Here is a 12,660-nt window from a genome sequence, read left to right on the forward strand (position 1 = left end):
CCGCTTACCTCCCTGCCGGATCGAGATCGCAGTCTCTTTCAATGAAACATCAAGCCCGATATATTGGTCCATGGTTGCCTCCATTCGATGTTTGGGCCCGGTTCAATCGTGAGCCCGTATTGCCATCTTACCGGGGGCAACCACCCCAGCCAGCCATCATCTGATAAATATGACATGGGGTGATCGCGCCGCGATTACCCCATGTTTTGCGGCAAAGACATGCGCAAACCAAAGACTTAAAGCGTGAGGAGCGGATCTGAAAGATCGCGATGCGCTTTAGAATTTCAGGTGAGTTGAGCGAGGATATCGTCGACGACACCTGTAATGCTGCCCGCCGTGTCGATATTGATACCGGCGGGAAGATACTCCCGGCTATTATGGTAACGCAGTACCAGAGCCCGCTCGGCCGGCTCGAAGCCCGGCTCATCGGGCCGCCCGTCCAATCGTCGGTTCAAAGTCTCAACGTCGATGTCGAGCACGAAAACCTTATCGAACAGGTGCAGGAATTTGTGGAAATTGCGCGAGCCGCCACAGAAGAAAGTAACAGGGCGGGTGGTGTCGGCAGCAATGGCCTGGACCTTTTCGATAGGCCAAATCCAATGCGCGTATCCCCAGGCAATGCGATCAGCGCCTTCGGGTGGTCCCGCGAGTGCGTGGCCTGTCTCGGGGTCGCCCACATATGCCAGGACGCGGTCACCATGGACAACATGGTAGCCCCGCCGCTCCAGTTCGGAAGCGACTGACGTTTTTCCGGTGCCAGAACTGCCTTCGATCAAATAGTTCCTGATGCCCATGCGGGCTTTTATCACGACCTTCCAGCCGGTGAGAAGGGTCTCTACGTGCGGACGCTCCCACAACGAATGCAGTGATCGTCCGCAGCCCAATCGCAGTGGCGGCGAATATCTGGCGGGTGCGCGCCTTCCTCCGGCCGGAAAAGCGGTGGGCTCAAGTCCCAAGAGCAGACGCACCCCGCCGAGTTTCTCGACCGCGCTACTCGCCTATGCTGGGAAGCAATTCGTCGAGCTGTTCCAACTGCTCCGGCAATGCGACTGCCGAGCCCTGCAGTGCTTCCTCAAGCGCCTCCTTGGACGGATAGACCTCGCGAAAAATCAGAAGCGTCCTCTCGCCTTGGTCTTCGAAGGTCACGGTCGTGACCGCGCCCTCTTCGCCCTCGTCGTTGGTCCAGACGATGCGCTCGTTCGGCACCACCTCGATATACCTGCCGTAGAAGGCCATGGTGTCCGAACCGCCGGCGCCGAATTCCAGCCGGTATTTGCCGCCGGTACGGACGTCCATATCGCACGATACGAGCGAAATGCCGGGTGCTGATTTTGGCACCCACCAGCGCTGGAACAACTCGGGCTGGCTCCACGCCCTGTAAACCATGCTCGGCGGCGCATCGAATGTCCGCATTACCGTGAGTTCGCGATCGCCTTTGCGCTCGACCGACGTACGGTTCTGCGCGCCACCTGCACCGTCAACCTGCTCAGTCATCGCTTCCCTCCCGTTTCATTTCGTTGATGATTTCGTCCAATGCGTCGACGCGGGCCTCGAAGAGCTTGCGATGCGCCTCGATCCACTCGGCCTCCGCCTTGAGGCCGCGTTTCCCAAGCGTGCAGGTTCTCACCCGTCCGACCTTCTGCGTGACGACGAGCCCCGCCCGCTCAAGAACCTGGACGTGCTTCTTCATGCCGGTCAGCGTCATCTGGAACTTATCCGCCAGACTGCTGATCGACGCGTCCCCTCGCCCAAGCTGCTCGATGATCCCGCGGCGGGTCGCATCGGACAGCGCCGCGAACGAGAGATCGAGGGGAGGATCTAAATACTGAACCATGTAGTTCAGTGTTTAACCTGGTTGAGCAGAAAGCGCAAGCGTTTCGAACGTTCGGTGTCCTAGCGACGCCGGCTGTCATCTCTTCGACGACGTCGGCATCGCCTTCGAGCGGCGCATGGAGCTGACCGAAAGCGATGTGACCATCCGACGGCGGCTTGAGCCGACTGGCTCGGTCCTGGCGGTTCATCCTTCCCTTCTTAGAACTGTCGGTTGGCTATGAAACCGACAACGCCGCCAGTGAACAGTACTGCGCTTTATATGCTGAAGGGCGCGGGTGCCCGCGATACAGGATATTCGAAGGAGAATCCAAAGCTCTGGATTTGGCGCGCCTCGGCCGTGTAAGGTGAATTCTGACAAGAGGAGGTCTACATGGTTGCATTCTTCATCCCGGCCGCGTCCAGTTCGGAACAGGCGGAGCAGGTTTATGAAGCGACACGCAAGCACGTGGGGGGGCTTTCAAGCTCGCCGCGTATCCGTGCCCTGTCGTGGTTCCATGATGGGCACATGCGCTCGGCCGAAGTCGGTGCACCCATGCCGGAGTACTATGCACCGGGCGGCGAGCCGGTTGTCGCCATCTTTGACGGCGGTGCTTACTATCTTGTGTGCAGCGCTAACCGAGGCGTCATCCGGGGCGGACCTGTTATGGCTGGCAAGGGCCACCAAACCCACGCATCTTATTTTGATCCCGCTTAATACGGGCAGCTCTCCATGACATCAACGCCCCCGATCGACGTTTGGAACCTAGAAACCTTCGACAAAGATCTCTTGGCATTCCTGAACGCGGACCGTGACGTGCTTCGCAATTACGAACTGACCAGCCGGAAGAACTACGAGGAGCAGCAAGCCGCAGAGGGGTGGGTTCCGCTCAAGGAAAATCCCTATGCGGCCGACCGGATGTATATCATCGAACGGATCATCATGCCTGCGATGGAGCAGCGCACGATCCGCGCATGGCATTACACGCGTCTGACCGACTGCGAGGTCGCTCTCCTAAAATCGAGCGGCATCCATACTTCGGATTTGGCAGCTATCCGCCGCCGGCTTGACGCTCAGGTGGCCGTCGGCGTCCTATCGATCGAAATCGCCAACGCACTCTATTGGGAAAGTCCCTTCCATGAACAGAAGGACGCCCGCTCCGGCAAATTCTGGATGGTTTCCCACCCCTACGCCATCACCGACGGCGGCGTAGAGCTATTATTGCAGCATTGGGGCGGTGAAGGTGTCTACTTCTGGCTGAAAGATCTCGCCCATATCAAGCTGGTGCAAGGTATCGGCCGACCGCGCGTTATCGAGCTGGCTGTGCCGCTATCCATCACCACAAGCACCTATGCCGCCGCCAAGGCCGTGGTCGGCACGTTCGTAACATCACTCGGATGCAAGCCTGACTGGCCTGCCTTCGATTTATACGCCACAAGCGCTCTCGGAGCCGACGCGGTGCTGAATCTCCACACGGAAGGCGATTCCAGTTTCTCGACCTTGGCACACGGCTACCCTGCTGGTTTCGTTGATCGCGACTGAAATCGTAGTTTATGTTCGCATTTTCGAAGACGGTCACGGCCGCTTGGCGATCCCTGGTTGACCCTTGGGGGATTGGGCGCACTATACTTGGTAGCTAGGTTGGCGATTTCCTTCACACTGATGACGCCGCGCTTCGCAGGCTGTGAGATACTGTAGAAAATAGCGTGAATGATCTCCTCGACATCGGAGATGGGCGTTTCGATGCTTCGGCAGAATATCGTGCATATCCGCTTTCCCGCCTTGACTTGGCGCACAACGATTTTGAGTCGGTGTTTGTCCGGAATTTCTAATGACATGACACCGGGCGGCATTGTTTCCAGTTCGCCGTCAAATATATGCTGGAGACGGTGCGGCCGATCTGGGTGCTTTTTGAACCATGCCGCGTCATCTGACTTCCACGCGTACGGCTTCAGCAAGCACCCGATGGTGAGCACGCCCAAGCTGTATTGCATTGCGGCGCCGGGGAACAAAAGCCGGCGCATGTCTACCGACAATTTCGCCACCAACCCGAACTGACCCCTACCAGACAAGTCCACGCGCCGCGACCTTCTCGACTCGGGTCACCACCCCACCCCGGTGAAACACCATCGTATCAAACAGATTTGAAACCACGCAGGTATGGTTCGGGATGATGAAGAGCTTCTCGCCGATCTGCGGCCGGGGGCCGGTGCAATTGGCAAGATCGATCACGCCATGTTCTTCCGAGAGGCTGGTGATGCGTGCCTGGGGATAACCGACGATCAGGCCGTAATCGCTGAAGCCCTGAAGGTCCGAGGTGAGCGTCTTCGAGCCGGCATCGATGACGGCGCGGTCGGCGTTCGGGCAGGAGACGACGGTCGCCAGTACATGCATGGCGCAATCGTCCTCGGTGCAATGGCCCATGCGCACCATCTGGCGGTCGTTGTAGATATAGGTGCCGGCGCGGTGTTCCGTGGCTGACGTGACGAGATGCGCCTCGAAGAGGCTTGGCGTTCCGCCGTTGCTGACGATCGGGCAGGTTATGCCTTCCGATTTCAGGCGGCTCACCGTCTCAGTGATGAAGGCTTCCACGGCGGCGGCCGATTGCGGCTTCGGGTAGGTCACGATGCCGCCGAAGGTGAGGCCGTCGGCGGCGGCGATGCGCTTGGCGAGCGAGGCCGCCTCCTCGGGTGTCTGCACGCCGCAGCGGCCGGCGCCGGTATCGCATTCCACAAGCACCGTGAGCGGCTTGTGGCCGGAAAAATGCGCGGCGAGCCCGTCGACCGTCACTTCGCTGTCGGCGACGACTTTCAGGGCCGGAATTTTGTCGTTCAGCCTGGCCAGGCGTTCGAGCTTCTGCTGCCCGAGAATGTTGAAGGTGATGAGGATGTCTCCGAAGCCGGCTTCGGCAAAGACCTCGGCCTCCGTGACCTTCTGGCAATTGATGCCCCTGGCGCCGGCCGCGACCTGCGCGACGGCGAGCGCCGGGATCTTGTGCGTCTTGATATGCGGGCGGAAGTTCAGGCCGTGCTCGTCCATATAGGACTGAACGCGGTTGATGTTCGCAGCCAGCCGGTCTTCGTCGATGACAGGGCGCGGCGTCGAGAGATCGGCGATCCTGTCACCTGCCTTGGCAACGACGGCGAAGCTGGCATCATGCATTTAGGCGGCTCCGCGTTCTATCCCATGTGGATCGGCCACGATCGGCCAGATGGTCTTCGGCGCCCGCCGGTATGGCGTCGTCGCCGGATTATTGGGATAGGGCGTTCCGGCGGAGCAGTAAAGGATCTCCGCCGCAATCTTCGAGAAGGACGCGAAGAAGTGATTGGTGGATTTGATCACCAGGATCTTCTGCTTGGTGGGATCGATGCCCATCACCGAAAAGAGGCTCGGATCGAAGCTCTGGGCGCGTGTGGAATTGAGAATGATGTCGATGCCGTCGAGCACGATATGCGCGGCATCGCCGAAGGGCGCCAGGCTCTCGCCGAACTGCATCTCGGCATTCTTTACGAGCTTGACGATCTTCACTGTGCCGTCGATGGGGTTGCCGGTGCCGGGTGCGGATTTGGCGCCGAAGCGCAGCGGAATTTCCGCCCCCTCACCCGCCGCAAAACAGATCTGCACAGCCATCGGATCCCAGATGGTGCCGATCGCGGCACTTTTGACGCCGCGGGCGATCAGTTCGCCGAGCACGACCGTCGCATCGCCTGCGGTGCCGCCGCCCGGATTGTCCCAGACATCGGCGATGACGACGGGCCATGCGGTCGCGGCAAGCGCGCGCGAGACGGCTTGCTTCTCGTCGATCTGCGGGACCATGAAAGTGCCGCGCTTGGAAAACAGTTCGAGGCCGAGTTCGCGCGCCAGAGCCGTGCCCTTTTCCGGCTTGTCGTCGGTCACGACGAGCAGCTTTGTTCCCATTTCGGGAACGTCGCCGACCATGAAACCGTGGATCACCGAGATCGACAGAATATCCGGATCATCCTTCTCGATCTGCATGATCTTGTCGACGAAGGAGCGCATCGGCTCGCGCGATGTCGGGAAGACGTCGATCATGCGGCAGTCGAACACCGAGATGCGAGGCTTGACCTGACCCTCCAGCATATCGACCGCGATGCGCCAGAGATCTTCGGCGCGGTCGACGAAGTCGGTATGCGGGAATTCCTTGAAATAGACGGCGAAATCGAGTGCCGCGACGCGTTTTGCCGTGAGGTGGCTGTGCGGATCGAGCTCGGCGCAGATGAGGACGTCAGGACCGACGATCGCGCGCATGCGCTGGAGAAGATCGCCTTCCGTATCCTCGTATCCGGCGGCCACCATGGCGCCGTGCAGGCCCATGACGACGGCATCGACCGGCATTGCCGCGCTGAGCTGGCCGAGGATTTCGTCGCGCAGCTCTTCGTAGGTCGCGCGGTTGACGAGGCCCGCCGGATCGGCCCAAGTGGCCGTTCCCTCGATCAGTCCCCAACCCTTTTCTTTGGCGACGCGCCTGCCGACGGTGATCGGCGCGGTGCAGAGCGTCGGCGTTTCGGGATGCTGGCCGGGCGGGGCATAAAGAGAAGCTTCGAATGCGCGGCGATCCACGCAGATCGGGGAGAATGTGTTGGTTTCGGTCGCCAGTGCTGCCGTGAAAATGCGCAAGAAAGTGGCCTTCTTCTGATCGGCTCCGCGTCAACCCATGGGGTTCGGCAGGTAGCCGGTGAAACCTGAGATCTTCCAGCGTCCCTGGTGAAGCCTGCAATAATAGAGCGTCTGCCATTGCAGGACGTCCCGGGTGCCATCGGATTTGGTAATGCCGCCGTCGAATTTCTTGCGGACGAGCGCCATGTCGCCTTCGATCTCGATATCCTCAAGCGTCGTCGTGGTGAAGATCGCGGTGCGCGGATCTTCCGCGAAGCTCTGTTCGGCGAAATCCTTCGCTTGTCTCAACCATTCATCACGATAGGCAGACAGCGTCGGGAAGGCCAGGCGCCACTTGTCGGGGCTGACTTCCTTCCGGCCGTCGATGCCGATGAAGCCCTCTTCCACGAAGTCCTGCTCCACCATCGACCAATCGGCGGCCAGAAAGGCATCGATATCGCGGGGAACGAGCATTTCCCAGATGGCGTGGCGGGCGCTGTCGGACGGGAAAGGATTCTTGAAAGGATCGCGCATGCTGGCCCCGGATTGAAATTCTTTTCATAAAACACGTTTTTCACTGGTCAAATTCCGCTTTCTATGGTCATTTGTCAACTTATCAAGAAAATAATTTGCAAGGACTCGGGAATGCCTATCAAGCGCTATGGCTCTGTTCAAACCGGCGCCGGCGGCAAGGCGCTGCCTTTCGCGCGCGCGGTCGAAGCCGACGGATGGCTTTATGTTTCCGGACAGGTTGCAATGGAAGATGGCGAGATCATCGACGGCAACATCATCGCCCAGACCCATAAGACGATCGCCAATGTTCTTGATATCCTGGAAGAGGCCGGATACGGCGTCGAGGACGTCGTGCGCGTCGGCGTCTGGCTGGACGATCCGCGCGATTTCTGGACCTTCAACAAGATCTATCAGGAGTATTTCGGCGAGCATCCGCCGGCGCGTGCCTGTGTGCAATCGTCGATGATGGTCGATTGCAAGGTTGAGATCGACTGCGTGGCCTATAAGAAGAAGGATTGACGGAGCCATCGGGGGAGCGACTTTGGATATTTTTTCGACATTGCAGGAAGACAAAGGCCGGCTCTCCCCCTCTGAAAGCCGCATCGCGGAGATCATCGTCAACGACTTCGAATTTGCCGTGAATGCCTCGATCATCGAGCTTGCGGAGCGGGCCGAGGTCTCGCCGCCGACCGTCACGCGCTTTTGCCGGCGGCTCGGCTGCGAAAGCTTTTCCGATTTCAAGGTGCAGCTTGCCCGGACCGCTCATATCGGCGTGCGCTATCTGAAGCCGGAATCGAAGAGCACCGATCCGGCCGATGTCGCCCAGGATATCATCACCAAAGCCCAGAACGCGCTCTTCCTCCTGCATCGGTCGCTCGATCTTGCCGCGATCGAAGCCGCCGTTTCCCATATTGCCAAAGCCGATATGATCTATGCCTTCGGCTCCGGCGGCAATTCGTCGATGATCGCCGACGAGCTGCAGAACCGCCTCTTCCGCCTCGGGCTGCGCATCACCGCAAGTTCCGACCACAGCATGCAGCTGATGATGGCGGCCGCGGCAAAGCCGGGCGACGTGCTGATCGGCTCCTCGTTCTCCGGGCGCAATATGGAGCTGGTGCGGGCTTTCGAGCTTGCCCGCGACACCAAGGTGAAGACGATCGCCCTGACCCAGACGGAGAGCCCGGTCGCCAAGGCGGCCGAAATCGTCGTGCCGATCGATCTTCCCGAGGGCAACAATATCTATCGCCCGACTTCCACGCGCATCGCCTACATCGCCATGGTCGATATCCTGTCGAGCCTGGTCGCATACGCCGTCCAGCCGAAGGCGACGGTGACGCTGCGGCGCATCAAGCAGCAGCTCGTCCTTCACCGGGACGGCGATGATCGGCAATTGCTTGGAGATTGATGTCCATGAACGGGAGCGACAATAAATGACCCAATCGATCGCCATCGTGACGGGTGCCGCGGGAGACATCGGCGCGGCGATTGCCGCGCGGCTCGCCGATGACCATGATGTCGTCCTGCTTGCCGACATCGATGCGGCTGCCGCCGCCGCCGTGGCTTCGAAGCTCGGTCCGGAAAATCGTTTCGTGGCGTTCGGATGCGACGTGACCAGCGAGGCGAGCATTGCCGAATTGGCAGAACGCGCTGCCGGCAGCGGCGTCGTCCGAACTCTCGTCAACAATGCCGGTGCTGCCCGCGCGACCAGCCTGCACGATACGACGCCCGAGATCTGGCGGGCCGACAATGCGCTCAATCTCGAAGCGGCATTCTTATGTTTCCGCGCCTTCGAGCCGATGCTGAAGGTCTCGAAAGGGTCCGTCGTCAACATCGCCTCGGTCAACGGCATGAATGTCTTCGGACATCCCGCCTATAGCGCCGCCAAGGCCGGCCTTCTGCACTTCACCCGGCTGGTCGCCGTGGAATACGGCAAGTTCGGCATCCGCTCCAACGCCGTCGCACCCGGCACGGTGAAGACGCAGGCCTGGGAAGCGCGCGCGAGCGCCAATCCGAACGTGTTCGAGGAGGCGCGCCGCTGGTATCCGCTGCAGCGCGTCGTCGATCCCAAGGATGTCGCCAACGCCGTAGCCTTCCTTGCCGGGCCGTTGGCCGCAGCCATCACGGGCGTCTGCCTGCCCGTCGATTGCGGCCTCACGGCCGGCCAGGCCGAGCTCGCGCGGACCTTCTCCCAATCGGAACACTACTGAAACTCACATGACCGCATGAGCCGCCTTTTTCCCGACGTCTTCCGCAATCCGGCGATCCGCGCCAGCATGATCGCCATCTTCACCTTCGGAATGGCGGGGGCGATGACGGCGCCCTATCGGTCGATCGTGGGTATCCGCGAACTGGGGCTGAGCGACGGTCTCTATTCCGTCCTGAGCTTCGCCTCGGCGGCGGTGAACGTCGTCGTCAGCGTCCTGCTCGGCAATCTCGCCGATCGGCTCGGCGAATACCGCTCGGCGATGATCGGCGCCTGCGTCTTCGGCATCGTCGGCTACGGCATGGTCTACGCCTTTCCCACAGCGGCAGTCTTCATCGTCAGCGGGCTGCTGCCGCTGCCAATCTACGGGGCGCTGAATTCGCTGCTGTTTGCCAATGCGCGCGCGGCGATGCAGGGCATGAGCCGAAGCGACATGGTGACGGCCAATTCAGGCGTGCGCGCGATGATTTCGCTTTCCTGGGTGCTGATCCCAGGCGTTACGGGCCTTGTGCTCTCCGGCGCATCGAGCATGCTGCCGGCCTATCTTTTCGCCGCCATCTCGTGCCTGATATGCCAGGGCATCATCCTCTTCGCCCTGCCGAAGCGGGCGGGAACGGAGATGGCCGCCACCCATCATCTCACCTATCTCGGCGCGCTTCGCCAAGTGGTTTCGCCGCGAATTTCGGCGCATATCCTCGGGGTGGCGCTCATCACCAGCACGCTCCATCTCAACGATGCCCTGCTGCCGCTGATCGCCACCGGCGCGGCGCATGGTGCACTCAGCGATGTCGGCATTCTCGTCGGCATCGTCGCATTGCTGGAGGTCGTCTTCATCATCGTCTGGTCGCGGATTGCCCGCAAGACCGGCCAGATGACGGCGCTTGCCGCCGGCACCATCGTCTATGCCGTGTTCCTCAGCCTTCTCGGCTTCGCCTCCGAGCCCTGGCACCTCTATGCGCTGACCTTGCTTGCCGGCATCGGTGCGGCGGCGATCATCAGCATTCCGATCACCTATCTGCAGGATCTCATTGCCGATCGGCCGGGGCTCGGCAGCGCGCTGATCTCCGTCAATATCTTTGCGAGTGCGGGGATCGGCGCGCTGGTCTTTGCCGCCGGCACTTCTGTGACAGGCTATTCCGGCACCGCCGTCCTCAGCGCCGTCACCGGCCTGTCGGGGATTGCGATCCTCGGCTTCCTGCAGAGACGTGGTGCCCATTGAGCCGATTGACGCGCGGGCTCGGGAAATAAGCGGCTTTCATCGGCGTCCGTCTTGTGACAAGGGTGGTGCACCATTTCCTTTGAAGGCGACATGAAGGCGATCTCCGGCACGAATCTCGAGCAGGCCAAGTCTCACAACCGCCGTGTGGTGATCGAGGCCGTGCGCACGAACGGTCCTCTGTCGCGCGCCGCGATTGCCCGGATGACCGCGCTGACCGCCCAGACCGTGTCCAATATCGTCGAGGAGCTGGAGAGGTCGCACCTTCTGGTTCCCGCCGAGGCGCAGAAGCTGGCGCGAGGCCAGCCGATCATTCCCTACAGCATCAATCCGCACGGAGCCTATTCGATCGGTCTCGAACTCGGCCGGCAGCGCGCCAGCGGTGTTCTGACGGATCTGTCCGGCGCCGTCTGCGCGCGCATCGAGCGCCATGTCGACCATCCCGATCCGCAACGGGCGATGCCGGCGTTGCAAGCAATCGTCGAGGATCTTCAAGAGGCTTTCCCATTCGACCGAAACAGGCTGCTCGGCGTTGGCATGGCCCTGCCCGGCCGCTACGGCGATGGCGGCACCACCTCCCTCAGCCCCCACAGCCTGCCCGGCTGGCAAGGCTTTCCCGTGGGGCACGAGCTCGAGCAGCGGGTAAAGGTGCCGGTGCTCGTGGAAAACGATGCGACGGCGGCGGCCATCGGTGAGCGCCTTCACGGCGTCGCCCGTGGTTTCGCCAGCTTCGTCTATCTGTTTCTCGCTGGCGGAGGCGGTATCGGCGCCGGAATGTTCCTCGACGGCCACCTCTACAAGGGCAGCCGCAACAATGCCGGCGAGATCGGGCATATCATCGTCGAACCGCACGGCAAGCTCTGCATCTGCGGCAAGCGCGGCTGCCTGGATCGTTATCTCTCGCCAAGCGTCGCATACGAATGCATGGGCATTGCGAATGCGCGGGAGCTCTCGCCCGACGATCTCGACGCACTGATCGCCAAAGGCGGCGAAGGCCTGGATGCCTGGCTGGATCAGGCCGTCGAGCCGCTGCGCCAGACCCTCGATTTTCTGGAGCTTGCCTTCGATCCGCAGACCGTGGTGCTCGGCGGCAGCGTATCGACATCGCTGATGGCCCGGCTTGCCGAGCGGCTGGAACCGCTGCATGTGCCGATCGATCCCGACCGGAAGCGGACGATACCCCGCGTCATGATCGGTATGACCGGCAAGGATACTGCGATCCTGGGTGCAGCCGCCCTGCCGATCTTTTCCGAAACCAATCCGCGCTTCGACGTCCTGCAAAAGCCGGTCGGCTGACACCCTCACCCGCCTGCCGGCAGCCGCGCATCTGTTTGCGGTGGGCGGCGGACCAGAGGTCGCGCGAATATGACCACGTTGCCGAGGAGCGTCAGCGCCAGGCCGATCAGGCCGAGACCGCTCCAATGGTAGCCCTCGAAGACCGTCGACAATGACAGGGCGACGATCGGGAACAGGACGGTGGCATAGGCGGCGCGTGAGGAGCCGATGCGGGAGACCAGCATGAGGTAGGTCGTGAAGCCGATCACCGATCCGATCGCCGCGAGATAAAGCAGTGCCGTGAGATAGGTGATGTCAGGCGGCGCCACGATCGGCGTTTGCTTCGCGGCAATCAGGAAGAGGAGGAAAACCGAGCCATAGGTCATGCCCCAGGCATTGGCGGTCACCGGTGAAATTCCGGCCGCGCTGTTTCGACGCGATGCCATATTGCCGAGCGAGAAGAACAGCGTGCCGAGCGCTGCGAGCCCGATCCCTTTCAGCGTGCCCATATTGAAATCGACGACGACCTCCTCTCCGAAAAGCAGCAGCAGGCCGGTTGCTCCGAGCGCTGCTGCGAGCAGCGTGCGACCGGTAATGCGGTCGCCGAAGAAGAGGCGGGCATTGACGGCATTGTAGATCGTTGCGAGCGAGAAGATGACGGAGATCAGGCCGGAGGGGATAAAGCCGGCTGCGTTGTAGAAACAGATGAAATTGAGGCTGAACAGGCAAAGCGCTTGCGCGAGGATGAAGGGTTGATCGCGCAAGGCAGGGAAGTTGAGCCGCCGCATGACAGCCAGGATGGCGACGAGGATCGCGGCTGCGACCGCAAATCTGTAAAAGACCGAAACCAGGACCGGTACGGGACCGACCTGCATCGCAATGGCGATCCAGGTCGTCCCCCATATGAGAACGGTCGCGATGAAGAGAGCGGCATTTGCCATGGAGCGATCCTCGTTTTATCGACCGATAGGCGAACCGTGAGCGGGTTTCTTGCACATTCTTGCTATGAAATGGATTTGCCCGGAG

At 61.1% G+C, this 12,660-nt stretch carries 14 protein-coding genes; 7 read left to right on the forward strand and 7 right to left on the reverse strand.

What is annotated here, in order from left to right:
- Nucleotides 1–284: 284 nt before the first annotated feature.
- From QD408_RS10480 to QD408_RS10490, 3 genes are all read right to left on the reverse strand, one after another.
- Complete coding sequence (locus tag QD408_RS10480; protein WP_414139253.1) at nucleotides 285–794, reverse strand: nucleoside kinase; 510 nt, start codon at nucleotides 792–794, stop codon at nucleotides 285–287.
- A gap of 196 nt (nucleotides 795–990) precedes the next feature.
- Nucleotides 991–1,494: an SRPBCC family protein gene (locus QD408_RS10485; RefSeq protein ID WP_414139254.1), complete on the reverse strand. Its 504-nt coding sequence runs from the start codon at nucleotides 1,492–1,494 to the stop codon at nucleotides 991–993.
- Complete coding sequence (locus tag QD408_RS10490) at nucleotides 1,487–1,834, reverse strand: ArsR/SmtB family transcription factor (RefSeq protein WP_414139255.1); 348 nt, start codon at nucleotides 1,832–1,834, stop codon at nucleotides 1,487–1,489. The genes QD408_RS10485 and QD408_RS10490 overlap by 8 nt, the downstream gene beginning before the upstream one ends.
- Before the next feature lie 369 nt (nucleotides 1,835–2,203).
- Here QD408_RS10490 and QD408_RS10495 point away from each other — a divergent pair, with 369 nt between their 5' ends.
- The gene (locus QD408_RS10495; protein WP_414139256.1) at nucleotides 2,204–2,527 is read left to right on the forward strand and encodes a hypothetical protein; all 324 of its coding nucleotides are present in this window, start codon (nucleotides 2,204–2,206) and stop codon (nucleotides 2,525–2,527) included.
- A gap of 15 nt (nucleotides 2,528–2,542) precedes the next feature.
- Nucleotides 2,543–3,352, forward strand: coding sequence for a hypothetical protein (locus QD408_RS10500; protein WP_414139257.1), 810 nt, complete (start codon nucleotides 2,543–2,545; stop codon nucleotides 3,350–3,352).
- 519 nt (nucleotides 3,353–3,871) lie between these two features.
- On the opposite strand, the gene QD408_RS10505 is transcribed toward QD408_RS10500, so the two are convergent.
- From QD408_RS10505 to QD408_RS10515, 3 genes are read right to left on the reverse strand one after another with little or no spacing between them, the layout of a single operon-like run.
- A complete protein-coding gene (locus tag QD408_RS10505; protein ID WP_414139258.1) occupies nucleotides 3,872–4,972 on the reverse strand; it encodes a D-TA family PLP-dependent enzyme in 1,101 nt (366 codons plus the stop codon).
- On the reverse strand, nucleotides 4,973–6,448 hold the full coding sequence (locus QD408_RS10510) for a M81 family metallopeptidase (RefSeq protein ID WP_414139259.1): 1,476 nt from the start codon (nucleotides 6,446–6,448) through the stop codon (nucleotides 4,973–4,975).
- A 30-nt stretch (nucleotides 6,449–6,478) separates the two neighbouring features.
- The gene (locus QD408_RS10515) at nucleotides 6,479–6,961 is read right to left on the reverse strand and encodes a hypothetical protein (protein ID WP_414139260.1); all 483 of its coding nucleotides are present in this window, start codon (nucleotides 6,959–6,961) and stop codon (nucleotides 6,479–6,481) included.
- Nucleotides 6,962–7,072: 111 nt separating this feature from the next.
- Here QD408_RS10515 and QD408_RS10520 point away from each other — a divergent pair, with 111 nt between their 5' ends.
- The 5 genes from QD408_RS10520 (at nucleotide 7,073) to QD408_RS10540 (ending at nucleotide 11,655) form a co-directional block, all read left to right on the forward strand.
- Complete coding sequence (locus tag QD408_RS10520; RefSeq protein ID WP_088683638.1) at nucleotides 7,073–7,459, forward strand: RidA family protein; 387 nt, start codon at nucleotides 7,073–7,075, stop codon at nucleotides 7,457–7,459.
- A 22-nt stretch (nucleotides 7,460–7,481) separates the two neighbouring features.
- Complete coding sequence (locus QD408_RS10525) at nucleotides 7,482–8,345, forward strand: MurR/RpiR family transcriptional regulator (RefSeq protein WP_088683637.1); 864 nt, start codon at nucleotides 7,482–7,484, stop codon at nucleotides 8,343–8,345.
- 25 nt (nucleotides 8,346–8,370) lie between these two features.
- Nucleotides 8,371–9,147: an SDR family oxidoreductase gene (locus tag QD408_RS10530; RefSeq protein ID WP_414139261.1), complete on the forward strand. Its 777-nt coding sequence runs from the start codon at nucleotides 8,371–8,373 to the stop codon at nucleotides 9,145–9,147.
- A gap of 15 nt (nucleotides 9,148–9,162) precedes the next feature.
- Entirely contained in the window at nucleotides 9,163–10,362 is a 1,200-nt protein-coding gene (locus QD408_RS10535; protein WP_414139262.1) for an MFS transporter, read from the forward strand.
- A gap of 90 nt (nucleotides 10,363–10,452) precedes the next feature.
- Entirely contained in the window at nucleotides 10,453–11,655 is a 1,203-nt protein-coding gene (locus QD408_RS10540) for an ROK family transcriptional regulator (RefSeq protein ID WP_414139263.1), read from the forward strand.
- 5 nt (nucleotides 11,656–11,660) lie between these two features.
- Here QD408_RS10540 and QD408_RS10545 read toward each other — a convergent pair whose 3' ends face one another.
- Entirely contained in the window at nucleotides 11,661–12,575 is a 915-nt protein-coding gene (locus tag QD408_RS10545) for a DMT family transporter (protein WP_414139264.1), read from the reverse strand.
- Nucleotides 12,576–12,660 lie beyond the last annotated feature (85 nt).

Source organism: Rhizobium sp. BR 249 (assembly GCF_047445895.1).
In the GTDB taxonomy this organism is placed as follows: domain Bacteria; phylum Pseudomonadota; class Alphaproteobacteria; order Rhizobiales; family Rhizobiaceae; genus Rhizobium.